Source organism: Streptomyces pyxinicus (assembly GCF_024753135.1).
Classification (GTDB): Bacteria; Actinomycetota; Actinomycetes; order Streptomycetales; family Streptomycetaceae; genus Streptomyces; species Streptomyces pyxinicus.
This window is the reverse complement of sequence record NZ_JANUGP010000022.1, coordinates 106,562-119,899: the sequence shown is the minus strand read 5'-3', so window position 1 is coordinate 119,899 and position 13,338 is coordinate 106,562. Positions and strand designations below refer to the sequence as shown.

Annotated in this window: 10 protein-coding genes; 5 read left to right on the top strand and 5 right to left on the bottom strand. The window is 72.0% G+C overall.

The genetic code is table 11. The annotated features are described in order from the left end of the window. Positions 1-115 precede the first annotated feature (115 nt). Complete coding sequence (gene metK, locus NX794_RS25405; RefSeq protein ID WP_258781264.1) at positions 116-1,324, top strand: methionine adenosyltransferase; 1,209 nt, start codon at positions 116-118, stop codon at positions 1,322-1,324. 95 nt (positions 1,325-1,419) lie between these two features. On the opposite strand, the gene NX794_RS25400 is transcribed toward metK, so the two are convergent. From NX794_RS25400 to NX794_RS25385, 4 genes are all read right to left on the bottom strand, one after another. Beyond that, the gene (locus tag NX794_RS25400) at positions 1,420-2,466 is read right to left on the bottom strand and encodes a hypothetical protein (protein ID WP_258781262.1); all 1,047 of its coding nucleotides are present in this window, start codon (positions 2,464-2,466) and stop codon (positions 1,420-1,422) included. Between the two features lie 62 nt (positions 2,467-2,528). Continuing rightward, positions 2,529-4,469, bottom strand: coding sequence for a hypothetical protein (locus tag NX794_RS25395; protein ID WP_258781261.1), 1,941 nt, complete (start codon positions 4,467-4,469; stop codon positions 2,529-2,531). Continuing rightward, positions 4,466-5,218, bottom strand: a complete 753-nt coding sequence (locus NX794_RS25390; RefSeq protein ID WP_258781260.1) for a toll/interleukin-1 receptor domain-containing protein — start codon at positions 5,216-5,218, stop codon at positions 4,466-4,468. The genes NX794_RS25395 and NX794_RS25390 overlap by 4 nt, the downstream gene beginning before the upstream one ends. 27 nt (positions 5,219-5,245) lie before the next feature. Beyond that, on the bottom strand, positions 5,246-6,544 hold the full coding sequence (locus tag NX794_RS25385; protein WP_258781259.1) for a helix-turn-helix domain-containing protein: 1,299 nt from the start codon (positions 6,542-6,544) through the stop codon (positions 5,246-5,248). Positions 6,545-6,823: 279 nt separating this feature from the next. Between NX794_RS25385 and NX794_RS25380 the strand changes: the two genes are divergently transcribed. After that, positions 6,824-8,971 carry a primosomal protein N' gene (locus tag NX794_RS25380; protein ID WP_258781258.1) on the top strand — a complete coding sequence of 716 codons (2,148 nt, stop codon included), beginning with the start codon at positions 6,824-6,826 and terminating at the stop codon, positions 8,969-8,971. An 85-nt stretch (positions 8,972-9,056) separates the two neighbouring features. Here NX794_RS25380 and NX794_RS25375 read toward each other — a convergent pair whose 3' ends face one another. Continuing rightward, on the bottom strand, positions 9,057-9,590 hold the full coding sequence (locus NX794_RS25375; protein WP_258781256.1) for a hypothetical protein: 534 nt from the start codon (positions 9,588-9,590) through the stop codon (positions 9,057-9,059). Positions 9,591-10,003: 413 nt separating this feature from the next. Here NX794_RS25375 and fmt point away from each other — a divergent pair, with 413 nt between their 5' ends. The 3 genes from fmt to rpe all read left to right on the top strand — a co-directional run bounded on the left by fmt (position 10,004) and on the right by rpe (position 13,252). Further along, positions 10,004-10,936 (top strand): methionyl-tRNA formyltransferase, encoded by a 933-nt coding sequence (gene fmt / locus NX794_RS25370; RefSeq protein ID WP_258781255.1) that lies wholly within the window; start codon positions 10,004-10,006, stop codon positions 10,934-10,936. 79 nt (positions 10,937-11,015) lie between these two features. Continuing rightward, complete coding sequence (locus tag NX794_RS25365; RefSeq protein ID WP_258781254.1) at positions 11,016-12,434, top strand: RsmB/NOP family class I SAM-dependent RNA methyltransferase; 1,419 nt, start codon at positions 11,016-11,018, stop codon at positions 12,432-12,434. A gap of 131 nt (positions 12,435-12,565) precedes the next feature. Beyond that, complete coding sequence (rpe, locus tag NX794_RS25360; RefSeq protein ID WP_258781253.1) at positions 12,566-13,252, top strand: ribulose-phosphate 3-epimerase; 687 nt, start codon at positions 12,566-12,568, stop codon at positions 13,250-13,252. Positions 13,253-13,338: the final 86 nt, after the last annotated feature.

Sequence of the window (13,338 nt, the reverse complement as noted above, 5' to 3'; positions counted from 1 at the left end):
GAGACGGTGGCCCATCGGCCGAGTGCGACCGATAAACTGTTCACGGTCGACGGGCGCAGCCCTACAGTCGACCGCAAATGATCAGCCAGCAGCCGCTGCAACCACAGGGAGCGTTGTGTCCCGTCGCCTGTTCACCTCGGAGTCCGTGACCGAGGGTCACCCCGACAAGATCGCTGACCAGATCAGCGACACCATTCTCGACGCGCTCCTGCGCGAGGACCCGACCTCCCGGGTCGCCGTCGAGACGCTGATCACCACCGGCCTGGTGCACGTGGCCGGCGAGGTGACGACGAAGGCCTACGCCGACATCGCGACCCTCGTCCGCGGCAAGATCCTCGAAATCGGCTACGACTCCTCGAAGAAGGGCTTCGACGGCGCTTCCTGCGGCGTGTCGGTGTCGATCGGCGCGCAGTCCCCGGACATCGCCCAGGGCGTCGACACGGCGTACGAGAACCGGGTCGAGGGCGACGAGGACGAGCTGGACCGGCAGGGCGCCGGCGACCAGGGCCTGATGTTCGGCTACGCGTCCGACGAGACGCCCACCCTGATGCCGCTGCCGATCTTCCTGGCGCACCGGCTGTCCAAGCGCCTGTCCGAGGTCCGCAAGAACGGCACCATCCCCTACCTGCGCCCGGACGGCAAGACGCAGGTCACCATCGAGTACGACGGCGACAAGGCCGTCCGCCTGGACACGGTGGTCGTCTCCTCGCAGCACGCCTCCGACATCGACCTGGAGTCGCTGCTGGCCCCCGACATCCGCGAGTTCGTCGTGGAGCCGGAGCTGAAGGCGCTTCTGGACGAGGGCATCAAGCTGGAGACCGAGGGCTACCGGCTGCTGGTCAACCCGACCGGCCGTTTCGAGATCGGCGGCCCGATGGGCGACGCCGGCCTGACCGGCCGCAAGATCATCATCGACACCTACGGCGGCTTCGCCCGGCACGGCGGCGGCGCCTTCTCCGGCAAGGACCCGTCCAAGGTGGACCGCTCGGCCGCCTACGCGATGCGCTGGGTCGCCAAGAACGTCGTGGCGGCCGGCCTGGCCGCCCGCTGCGAGGTCCAGGTCGCCTACGCGATCGGCAAGGCCGAGCCCGTCGGCCTGTTCGTCGAGACCTTCGGCACCCACAAGGTGGACCCGGAGAAGATCGAGCACGCCATCACCGAGGTCTTCGACCTCCGCCCGGCCGCGATCATCCGCGACCTCGACCTGCTCCGCCCGATCTACTCCCAGACCGCCGCCTACGGCCACTTCGGCCGTGAGCTGCCCGACTTCACCTGGGAGCGCACCGACCGCGTGGACGCCCTGCGCACCGCCGCGGGCCTGTAACCCGCACCGCCCTCGCCGAGGCCCGGCTCCCTTCGGGGGGCCGGGCCTCGGCGTGTTCAGAGCGCCGGCCCAGCGGCTTCGGGAGCCTTCGGGCCCTATTGATATTCGCCGTCATCCACGAGCGGCTCAGTCACGGTGCTGCTCTTCAGCAATGTTTCCTCAGCGTGTTTCTTGCCGTGGGCTCGCGCCACGTCGGCGAGCCGTGTGGCGAACAGATCCCGGTCGGGATCATCGGGTGCGACACCGAACCAGGACAGCAGTGTGTCGGTCGAGAAGGGCGATTCCGGTGCTGGCTCGGCCGGCCCGGCACCGGAAGCCTCGGGCCCCGTCGCGCTCTCGCGGCCCCCATTGTCGGGAGCCGGAGTCTCCCTCGGGTACGCCAGGTGCTCGAACAGCGGCGCCACCGGTTCGTTCCGTGCAGCGGCCGACAATTGTGCGAGCATCCCGATGCGCTCGACTGCGCCCTCGATCTCCTCGTCGTTGCGTGAGAGCCACCACACGACCGCACTGCCCGTGTCCTTCAGGACATCGTCGCCGAGGTATGTCCTCTTGTTTCGTTCGTAATTGCGTTCGTGCTCCCAGACGTCCTCGTCCTTCCGCACGTCCGAGAGCCGCGAGAGCCGCTCGCGGTCGTGTTCCGGGAGGCTGAGTTCGACGCTGTATGCCATGACCGTCACCCGGCCCGTGGCATCTGTGCACATGGTTCCCAGAGCGCCGTCGAGCTGGTGCTGGGCCAGGCTGCTGCGGTGGGGCGGTTGGTGGACGGTGACGGCTCGAGCCCGCTCCAGTACGGCGTCGACCGCGAGCCCCGCTGGATTGATCACCGGTGCGTCGCTCGACACGTCGAGCACCCGCCACTGCACTGTCGCGGAGAACGAGAAGTCGTAGTCTCGTACGCAGCTCGGCAGTGCCACGTGCGAGATCCGATATTCCTGCCGCTGCGTTTCCGGCAGGGGCAGATCAGGATGCGCGAGGAACTCACCGGGGACCGGGACGGGCCTGGGAGCGAGCTGTCTCTGAGTCAGTATCGCGGTGAGGAGCAACAACGCTCCTGCGGCAGGCCAGGCCCACCACGGCCAGCTGGTGGTCAGCCCGAGGATGACGAGCAGGAGACCGAGAATGAGGGCGACGAAGAAGGTCATGGCCCTGTGGCCAGAACTCATGAATAGCTCCTGTTGAGACGTCGGGTCACCGGAGAGCGGAGTCAGGCCGGTCGGTCGTAGTCCCCGAGCCCCTGAGCGGCGTTGATCGCCTGCAAGAGCCTGGACACCATGGCGGCCCGCTCCGTGTCGGGCCGGTCACCGAGCCAGTCGCGGGCTGCCCGGTACAGCCGCCCGAGCAGATGCGGGTCCAGGGCACATGCCATGACCAGAACCTCGGCGATCAAGTCACGTCTCTGCTCGGTACGGCCGCTGCCGAGCCAGAGGCGGACGAGAGCCGTCCAGTCGATCCCACTGCGAAGCATGCCTCCCCAGCAGGCGGTCAGCGAAGCGCGCACACTGGGGCGGCCGATGAGACGACCGGGGCCGGCCAGTTCTGTAAAGAGACCGAGATCAGCGGCCCGCGACCGGTGAGTAATGCCGACAGCGAGTCGCTCCAGCATGAGCCGGTACAACCGGTCGTCCGAAGCCGTCAGCCGCAACACCGCCTGCCGGGCCTCAGACCGCACCCCGTCGTGCCGACCGCGAGCGAGATGATGCAGTCGGACCAGAGCTTGATCGGGATGTGAGCGGGCCATCGTCTGCTCACAGACCATGACCAGCACCCTGCTGCAGTGAGTACTGGTGTCCGCCGACGTCGCCCAGTCATAGATTCGCTGTCGGAAGTAGCGCCCGTGGTGGTCGTCGTCGAGCCCCATCGCGAGGACTCGGGCGGCTTCGGGAATGAGAAGTGCCGAGGCCTTCGACGATGTCCAGCGCTCCACCACCCAGGTGAGGTCCTCGGGGTGGGCCACGCGCAGGGTCTGCTGTGCGAAATGGTCGACCGCGGCGCGTCTGACGTCCGGATCCAGCGCGGGGTCGGCTGCCTGTCGCGTGAGCCAGTCGCGCAGTTGCCGACGGATGTCGGGGAGGAACGTCCAGAAGTGCTGGAGTACGGCGCGGCCGTATCCGGCGATGGCGAAGCGGACGCGGCCGTCCGGGTCTCTCCCGGCTTGTACGGCAGCGAGCTCTGCGGACAGGTCCGCCCGGTCGAGGCGGGGGGTGGGGTCGGGCGGGTGGTTGAGCAGGTCCAGCAGAGCATTCGCCGCTTGGAGGACCACGTCGGGAGTGGCCCCGTGGAACATGGCCACAGCCAGCTGGAGCGCTCGATGGCGTCCGCCGGGCGCTGCGCAGAAGTCCGCGGCGACTCGCCCGCTCTGGTCGTGCTGTTCCTCCAAGGATTGCCTGAGCCAGTCCGGGAGCCCGCGATCGGCCGGCGAGGAGTCCCTGAGGCGCCTGATGCGGTCGGCCAGCGCTGCCACATCTCGCAAGGGCGCTCGCGTGAGGAAGGTGGCGAGTTCCGTGCCACCGAGAATCCCGTCATCGGGGCGGATGCCGTCACATCTGAGGTGCACCGCGAGTACCCGCCGGGCATTCGGGCGCCCCAGCTCCGCTGTGAGGTGCCGGAGATCCTCGCGGATGAGATAGCCGAGGTGATGGGGCACGACCACCACGAGATGGGCGCTCTTGGCGACCACGGCGCCACGGAAGTCCGACAAGGCGCTCTGCACCGCGAGGTATCTGGTCTCGTCCGCCTCGGAGAGGTCGAGCAGCAGCCGGTCGCCTCGGCCGATGTCGTGGCTGTCCAGCGGTGGGCCGGTGTCGTCGTCCGAGGTATCCGGCAACTCGTGGAGAGTGCCCTCGCCGGCTGGCAGCTCGTGCAGCAGCATCAGGGCCGCTGCTCGACGTCCGGAACCCGAAAGGCTGTCGACGAGCACCGTGCGTTCGACGTGCAGGCGGGCGCGGGCATGCTGCAGACCAGGCGGCGGCACGAAACGCTCGGCGAGATGTCGTCGGTCCAGCTCGGCGATCGAGCGCGGGTGTTTTCGCGCCTCGTTCCGGAGCCAGTGCGCGGCCTTCTCGAAGTAGAAGTTGTACTGGTCGCCGTCACCACTGTGGACGGATCCGTGTGCTTCCCGCACGAAGGCGCCAATGGTCTCCGTCACCGCTCAACGCCTCCGCGCGGGGTGCGGGTCCCGAATCCTTGCCGTATACCGCCATGATTGTCGCCCGCCACGTAGTTCGTACCATCCCCGCTGATGCGTGGACCGTCGTAGATGTCTCCGCGACCAGAGTGGAACGGAGCATGTGCCTCGTGGACGTACGTTCCCACCGATCCACCGACGTTTCCGATGCCGCCACTCTGCCGCTCGGTGTGCATCTGCGGGCCCTGCCGGAGGTTCTCGGCGTCTTCTCGTACCGGCGCGCGGTCGAGGGCCGCGAGTGCGGGGATCCTGCGTACCAGGCTGTCCGCCAGCCGCGTCAGATCTGCTTCATGGGTGGCGAGTCCCACGCGGGTGTACTGGCACTCCGCGAGCTCGGCGAGCGTCCGCGGCAGGCTCCGCGGGTCCAACTGCTCCACCTTTCGGCTCATGAAAAGAGGTACCACCAGCGCGCCTGATGTCAGAGCCTCCTCGATCTCGCGTCGTACCCAGTCGTCGGGGTTGTCCAGGGCCCGCCTTCCGAGCTGGTGGCGATCGGGGGCGTTCAGCCACTTCTCGTCGATCAGCGCCAACAGGACGTGGCAGCTGCGTGCTCCGCGGAGCAGGGCGTCGGCGAAGTCGGTCCCTTCAGCGATCGACTTCCTGGCGAGGAAGACGCTGCCCTCGCCGAACCGGTCCTCAAGCACTCCATGGCACACGTAGGCGAGAGGCTTGCCGCCGTCAGTCCGGTAGTTGAGGAAGATCTCGTGCACGTACGGATCCCTTCTCGATGAGATGCGCTAGGAAAGGTGCGTGTGAGTAGCCGAGGCGGTCAGTTCCGGCAGCAGCTGCCGCACCACCGAGGAACGGCTGTGCCTGCCGAGGGTGCGGGAAAGACGCCGTACGTCCGCCGAGACCGTCGCGGACGAGATGAGACGCAGCGACGGCAGCAGTTCGGAGGTGAGCCGGCACGCCTGGTCGATGTCTCCGGCCGAGGCGTGCGACAGCGCCCGACGGACCCCGTACCGTGTCCTGCTGCGGAGGGCGTGCCCGGGTACGCGGATCAATTCCCTGTCCAGTATCTCGGCGGCCTGCCGGGGACGTCCCAGGTCATACAGGCACCAGCCGGTGAACATCGATACGACGTCGGGCACATGGGAGGCACCGAGTACGGGCTGGGACGGGTCGGTACCGTCCCGCTCCAGCAGTTCCCTGGCTTGGTCGAGACTGCGCAGGCAGCCTGTGTAGTCGCCGGCGACCGCTCTGCCCTGCGCCAGGTGCTGGGCTGCCAGCCCGCGGATCCGGGCCGGAGCCTCGCTCTCCAGGGCATGGGCGGCCAGTTCCATGGAATCCGCGACGTCTCCGCGGTAGAGGCTCACCAGCGATCGCCGTACCTGGGCGTAGACGGCGAGTGCGTTGTCCGTTCCCGCTGCCGCGAGACGAACCGCGCGATCCGTCCACCACAAAGCAGCTGTGTCGTCTCCTGATTCCTGTGCCATCCACCCGGTGTATTCGGCATAGCGTGAAGCCAGCACCAGCAGTGCTTCGCGGATTCGGGGGCCGCTGCCCGCCGCAAGCTGCTCCAGGCTGTGTGTCTGGGCGATCAGCGGTGGCAGCACGAAGGCGGGCCCCGAGGCCTGCCCGAGCCTGCGGAGCTGTTCGAACACTAACCGCGAGGCATCGACAAGGGTCGCAGCCCCTTCGGGCGTCGGGCAGGACGGCTGGGGGCTGCCGACCTGTAGGCTCAGTGCCGCGGCCGCACCGGCGGCGATGAGGTCACGACGCGTGACGGGCTGGAACGAACTCGAACCGTCCTTGTGAAGTTGCATCAACCACACCTCTTCTTCGTCGTTGCCGGAAACGGATAAGCGCGGCTGCGCCTGAGGAAGTGCGACAAGGCGGGACAGCGAGCCTTCGGCATCCAGCTCCGTGTCGCACAGCCGTGCCAGCTCGGGCGTGGGGCGCTGGATCCCCCGCTCCACCTTGCTCAACTGGCTCTTGCTGTAGTGGACCCGCTGCCCCAGTTGCTGCAGGGAGAGGCGGGCCGCAAGACGCCGCCTGCGCAGCTCACTGCCGAAGTCGTTTGACTGCTCCAGCACTTAAACCTCCGTTGCTCTCCGGCCGGCAGCCGGAGTGCGGCGCGAACTCAGAGTGCGCCGGACGCCATGGGCCGGACAAGGCGAAACGGGCGTTTCCCGTTTCCACATCCGCGAGGGAAACCGAACGATGACCTGATGTCGAGAAAGTGATTTCGGCCATCGACGGTCACCGGGTTCGGTGTCAGGTGGCTGCCCAGGACCTCACGGCGACACCGCTGAGAGGGGGTCTGCGCTGCTCGGCCGGCGTCATTGTCGGTGGGGTTTGGTAAGAATGCAGGCGTGAGCAGCGAGGACGGGACGGGGGACGGCGGGGCCGAGGGGGCGCCGCCGGAGCAGCTCGCGCTGATCCGGGACAGCGTGCGCAAGGCCAAGGCGCCGCGGGCCAAGCCCCGGACCTGGCGGGGCGCCGCGCTCGCCGAGCACCTGCCCGTCGCCCGGGTGCTGGTCGACAAGGGCGTGCTGCACCTCGACCGGTACTTCGACTACGCCGTGCCCGCCGAGCTGGACGAGCAGGCGCGGCCCGGGGTGCGGGTGCGGGTCCGGTTCGGCGCCGGGCGGGGTCGGGTGCGCGAGGGGCGCCGGGAGGGCGGCGGGCTCATCGACGGCTTCCTGATCGAGCGGCGCGCCGAGTCCGACTACTCCGGGCCGCTCGCCGCGCTCGCCCAGGTCGTGTCGCCCGAGCCGGTGCTGGGCGAGGAACTGCTGGGCCTCGCCCGGGCCGTCGCCGACCGGTACGCGGGCAGCCTCGCCGACGTCCTCCAGCTCGCCGTACCGCCCCGCAACGCCCGCGCCGAGCAGCGGCCGTCCCCCGCACCGCTGCCGCCGCCCGCCGCCCCGGACCCCGGCTCCTGGGCGCGCTACGAGCACGGCTCCGCCTTCCTGGCGGCCCTGGCCTCCGGGGGCGCGCCCCGCGCCGTGTGGAGCGCGCTGCCCGGGCCCGGCTGGAGCGAGGAGACCGCCCGCGCCGTCGCCGCCACGCTCGCCTCCGGACGCGGCGCCCTCGTCGTCGTACCGGACGGGCGGGCCGCCGCGCGCGTCGACGCGGCGCTGACCGCGCTGCTCGGCGCGGGCCGGCACGCGCTGCTCACCGCCGACGCAGGGCCCGAGAAGCGGTACGCGCAGTGGCTCGCGGTGCGCCGGGGGTCGGTCCGGGCCGTCGTCGGCACCCGGGCGGCCATGTTCGCGCCGGTGGCGGACCTCGGTCTGGTGGCCATCTGGGACGACGGCGACGACAGCCACAGCGAGCCGCACGCCCCGCAGCCGCACGCCCGGGACGTCCTGCTGTTGCGCGCTGCCCTGGACGGATGCGGGTTCCTGCTCGGCGGGTTCGCCTGCACCGTGGAGGGCGCCCAGCTCGTGGAGAGCGGCTGGGCCAGGCCGCTGGTCGCGGGCCGGGAACAGGTGCGGCGGACGGCGCCCCTGGTACGGACGGTCGGGGACGACGACCTCGCGCGGGACGAGGCCGCCCGCGCCGCCCGGCTGCCCACGCTCGCCTGGCAGGCGGCCCGGGAGGGGCTGCGGCACGGCCCGGTGCTGGTCCAGGTGCCCCGGCGCGGCTACGCGCCGCGCATGGCCTGCGCCCAGTGCCGGGCACCCGCGCGCTGCCGGCACTGCTCCGGGCCGCTGGAGGGGCAGGACGGCGGCGTCCTCAAGTGCGGTTGGTGCGGGCGCGAGGAGAGCGCCTGGCACTGCCCGGAGTGCGGGGGGTTCCGCCTCCGCGCCCAGGTGGTGGGCGCCCGCCGGACCGCCGAGGAACTGGGGCGGGCCTTTCCCGCCGTGCCGGTGCGCACCTCGGGGCGGGAGCACGTGCTGGACACCGTGCCCGGCACGCCCGCGCTGGTGGTGAGCACCCCGGGGGCCGAACCGGTCGCCGAGGGCGGCTACGCGGCGGCCCTGCTGCTGGACGGCTGGGCCATGCTCGTACGGCCCGACCTGCGCGCCGGCGAGGACGCGTTGCGCCGGTGGCTCGCGGCGGGCGCGCTGGTACGGCCGCAGGGGCAGGGCGGGACGGTCGTCGTGGTGGCCGAGCCGACGCTGCGGCCGGTGCAGGCGCTGGTGCGCTGGGATCCGGTCGGGCACGCGGTGCGGGAGCTGGCCGAGCGGGCCGAGCTGGGTTTCCCGCCGGTGTCCCGGATGGCCGCCGTGTCGGGTACGCCGACAGCTGTCGCCGAGTTCCTGAGGGCGGTCGAACTGCCGCCGGAAGCCGAGGTGTTGGGGCCGGTGCCGGTGGCGCCGACGCTGCCGGGACGGCCGCGCAGGCCCGGCGCGCCCCCGCCCGGTGAGCACTGGGAGCGAGCCCTCGTCCGGGTCCCGCCGGGCAGCGGCGCCGCCCTGGCCGCCGCCCTCAAGTCCGCCCAGGCGGCGCGCATGGCCCGGGGGAGCGACGAACCGGTCCGGGTCCGCGTCGACCCGCCGGACATCGGCTGAGACGGCTCGCTCCGGGCTGCCCGGCCCCGCCCTCCCACAGGCTCGGGCTTCCCGGCAGCCGTGGGGGAGGGGCGGCGGGCGGTGCTCAGCCGTTGCGGGGGCTCGGGAAGGCGGTCGGGCGGACCTCCTCGCGCAGGGCGGGGCTGCCCGCGGTCGGCTGGGTGGGCATCGAGCGGGCCGCGGGGACCGTGGGCAGACCGGTACTCACGCTGACCGGGTGGTGGCCGGCCGGATCCGCCGTCCGCTCCGACTCGGCCGCCGCCTGGGCCGCGGCGCGGCGGGCGCCGTAACGCCGGTGCACCGCCTGCTTGGTGACGCCGAGCGCCGAGCCCACCGCGTCCCAGGAGAAGCCGAGTGAGCGGTCGAAGTCCACGGCCGCCGTGACCAGCGTCTCGACACTGTCCCGGAGTTCCTGGGCGAGGCGCACCGTCGGGGCGGGGGCGCGTCCGTAGACGACGAAGCCCGTGGCGGGGCCGGAGCGGCGCGGGCGGTAGACGTTGCCCAACTGGGCGGTCAGCGTGCGCAGTGCGTCCACCTGCCGGCGGACCCGCTCGATGTCCCGCACCAGCAGGTGCAGGCTGGCCCGGGCCTGGGCGTCGTGGGTTGCGTGGTCGGCCATGAACAAGCCTCTCGAACCGGCGTTGAAAGGGACGGGACCCCGAAGGCGCCCCGAAGTGGTCAACTCTTCCTTGACCAACGCGTGCGCGCTCCGCTGGTCACGGGGTGGGGCGTGCGGGCTTATGCGTACGCCGGTCCCCCGAGCCTGCGCCGTGAGCGGCCGGCCGGGTGTCCGCCGCCTGCCTGCCGGCGGACATCTCGGGCGGGGTCGGGTGGCTGTGAGCACGCACCGGCGGTCGGCAGCTGTCGCTGTGGGCCGGCGGTCCGGCAGCGTAGGTGCGGGTCGGCGGTCGCGGGAGCGGCGGGGTGCGTGGCGCCCGGGGTGGGCGCGGGTACGGGCCCGCGGTCCGGTGGGCGTGGTCATAGACTGGTGCGCTGCCCGTCAACCCCCGCCCGAGAGGCCCGAACCCGCCCATGAAGCTCGTCTTCGCCGGTACCCCCGAGGTAGCCGTTCCCGCCCTGGACGTCCTGATCGCCTCCGGGCGGCACGAGGTGGCCGCCGTCGTCACGCGGCCCGACGCACCGGCCGGGCGCGGACGCAGGCTGGTCGCCTCGCCCGTGGCCGAGCGGGCGGAGGAGGCCGGCATCGAGGTGCTGAAGCCGGCCAAGCCGCGGGACCCGGAGTTCCTGGAGCGGCTCAGGGAGATCGCCCCCGACTGCTGCCCGGTCGTCGCCTACGGCGCCCTGCTGCCCAGGGCCGCCCTGGACATCCCCGCCCACGGCTGGGTCAACCTGCACTTCTCGCTGCTGCCCGCCTGGCGCGGCGCCGCTCCGGTGCAGCACTCCATCATGGCGGGCGACGAGATCACCGGCGCCTCCACCTTCCTCATCGAGGAGGGACTCGACTCCGGGCCGGTGTACGGCACCGTGACCGAGGAGATCCGCCCCACCGACACCAGCGGCGACCTGCTCACCCGCCTCGCCTTCGCCGGCTCCGGGCTGCTCGCGGCCACCATGGACGGCATCGAGGACGGCACCCTGAAGGCCGTACCGCAGCCGTCCGAGGGGATCACCCTCGCCCCGAAGATCACCGTCGAGGACGCCCGGGTCGACTGGGCCACGCCCGCGCTGCGCGTGGACCGGGTGGTGCGCGGCTGCACCCCCGCGCCCGGCGCCTGGACCGTCTTCCGCGGCGAGCGGCTGAAGCTCGTCCAGGCCACGCCCGTGCCCGAGCGCACCGACCTGGCACCGGGCCGGCTCGCCGTCGGCAAGAACAGCGTGCACGTCGGCACCGGCTCCTACGCCGTGGAGCTGCGGTGGGTGCAGGCACAGGGCAAGAAGCCGATGCGCGCCGCCGACTGGGCGCGCGGCGTCCGGATCGCCGAGGGCGAGACGCTCGGCGCCTGAGCCCCGGACGCCGGAGGCGGGGGCGCGCCGACGTAGGCTGGAGGCCGCACCCCCCTCTGACATCCGGAGCACCTTTTTCGTGAGCGAGCAGTCCCGGCGGCCGCGCAGGCCCGCCAAGCCCTACCGCCGTCCCCAGAAGGACCCCGTCCGCATCCTCGCCTTCGAGGCCCTGCGCGCGGTCGACGAGCGGGACGCGTACGCCAACCTGGTACTGCCGCCGCTGCTCAGGAAGGCCCGCGAGAACGGCGACTTCGACACCCGGGACGCGGCCCTCGCCACCGAGCTGGTGTACGGGACGCTGCGCCGCCAGGGCACCTACGACGCCGTCATCGCCGCCTGCGTAGACCGGCCGCTGCGCGAGGTGGACCCGCCGGTGCTGGACGTGCTGAGCCTCGGCGCGCACCAGCTCCTCGGCACCCGCATCCCGACGCACGCCGCCGTGTCCGCCTCCGTCGAGCTGGCCCGGGTGGTGCTCGGCGACGGCCGGGCCAAGTTCGTCAACGCCGTGCTGCGCAAGATCGCCCAGAACGACCTCCAGGGCTGGCTCGACAAGGTCGCGCCGCCCTACGACGAGGACCCCGAGGACCACCTCTCCGTCGTGCACTCGCATCCGCGCTGGGTGGTCTCCGCGCTGTGGGACTCCCTGGGCGGCGGGCGCGCGGGCATCGAGGACCTGCTGGAGGCCGACAACGAGCGGCCCGAGGTGACCCTCGTCGCGCGGCCGGGCCGGGCCACCGCCGAGGAACTGCTGGGCGAGGAATCCGCCGTACCGGGGCGCTGGTCGCCGTACGCCGTGCGGCTCGCCGAGGGCGGTGAGCCCGGCGCGGTCGAGGCCGTGCGCGAGGGACGGGCCGGCGTGCAGGACGAGGGCAGCCAGCTGGTCGCCCTCGCGCTGGCGAACGCCCCGCTGGACGGGCCGGACGACAAGTGGCTCGACGGCTGTGCCGGACCCGGCGGCAAGGCCGCGCTGCTGGCCGCCCTGGCCGCCGAGCGCGGGGCGGCGCTGCTCGCCTCCGAGAAGCAGCCGCACCGGGCCGGCCTGGTGGCGAAGGCGCTGCACGGCAACCCGGGCCCGTACCAGGTCATCGCGGCCGACGGCACCCGTCCGCCGTGGCGGCCCGGCACCTTCGACCGGGTACTGATGGACGTGCCCTGCACCGGCCTGGGCGCCCTGCGCCGGCGTCCTGAGGCCCGCTGGCGGCGGCGCCCGGCGGACTTGGACAACTTCGCCCCGCTCCAGCGCTCCCTGCTGCGCACCGCGCTCGACTCGGTGCGGATCGGCGGCGTCGTCGGCTACGCCACCTGCTCCCCGCACCTCGCCGAGACCCGCGCGGTCGTCGCGGACGTCCTCAAGCAGCACCCGGACACCGAACTGATCGACGCCCGCCCCCTCCTCCCCGGCGTCCCCGCCCTCGGCGACGGCCCGGACATCCAGCTCTGGCCCCACCTCCACGGCACGGACGCCATGTACCTGGCCCTGATCCGCAGAACCGGTTGAGACGCCGAGGAGCGCGGCGCCCCGCGAGGGGCGCGGGGAACCGCACGACCGACCCCACCGCCCCGCGGACAAAAGACCACGTCACGCCCCCACCGCTACAGCCGAGCGCAGCGACATGGCAGGCTTGGGGCATGGCCGCGCAGATCAACCCCAGCATCCTGTCCGCCGACTTCGCACGCCTCGCGGAGGAGGCCAAGGCGGTCCAGGGCGCCGACTGGCTCCACGTCGACGTCATGGACAACCACTTCGTCCCCAACCTCACGCTCGGGGTGCCGGTCGTGGAGTCCCTGGCCCGTGCGACGGACACCCCGCTGGACTGCCACCTGATGATCGAGGACCCCGACCGCTGGGCTCCCCGGTACGTCGAGGCGGGCGCCTCCTCCGTCACCTTCCACGTGGAGGCGGCGGCGGCCCCGGTGCGGCTCGCCCGCGAGATCCGCGCCAAGGGCGCCCGCGCCTCGATGGCGCTCAAGCCGGCCACGCCGATCGAGCCCTACGAGGACCTGCTGCCGGAACTCGACATGCTGCTGGTCATGACGGTCGAGCCGGGCTTCGGTGGCCAGGCCTTCCTCGACATCATGCTGCCGAAGATCCGCCGCACCCGTGAGCTGATCGGCAAGCACGGCCTCCAGCTCTGGCTCCAGGTGGACGGCGGCGTCTCGGCGTCCACGATCGAGCGGTGCGCCGAGGCCGGAGCCGACGTGTTCGTCGCCGGGTCGGCCGTCTACGGCGCCGAGGACCCCGCCGAGGCGGTCCGGGCGCTGCGCGGTCAGGCGGAGGCGGCCACCGCCCAGGCCTCCTGGGCATGCGACCACTGAGCCACAGATACATGAACGGTTAAGGGAACGGCGCCCATCAGGGCGGATCAGTCGCGCCGAATCTGCGAGGATGAACGGCGAATCCA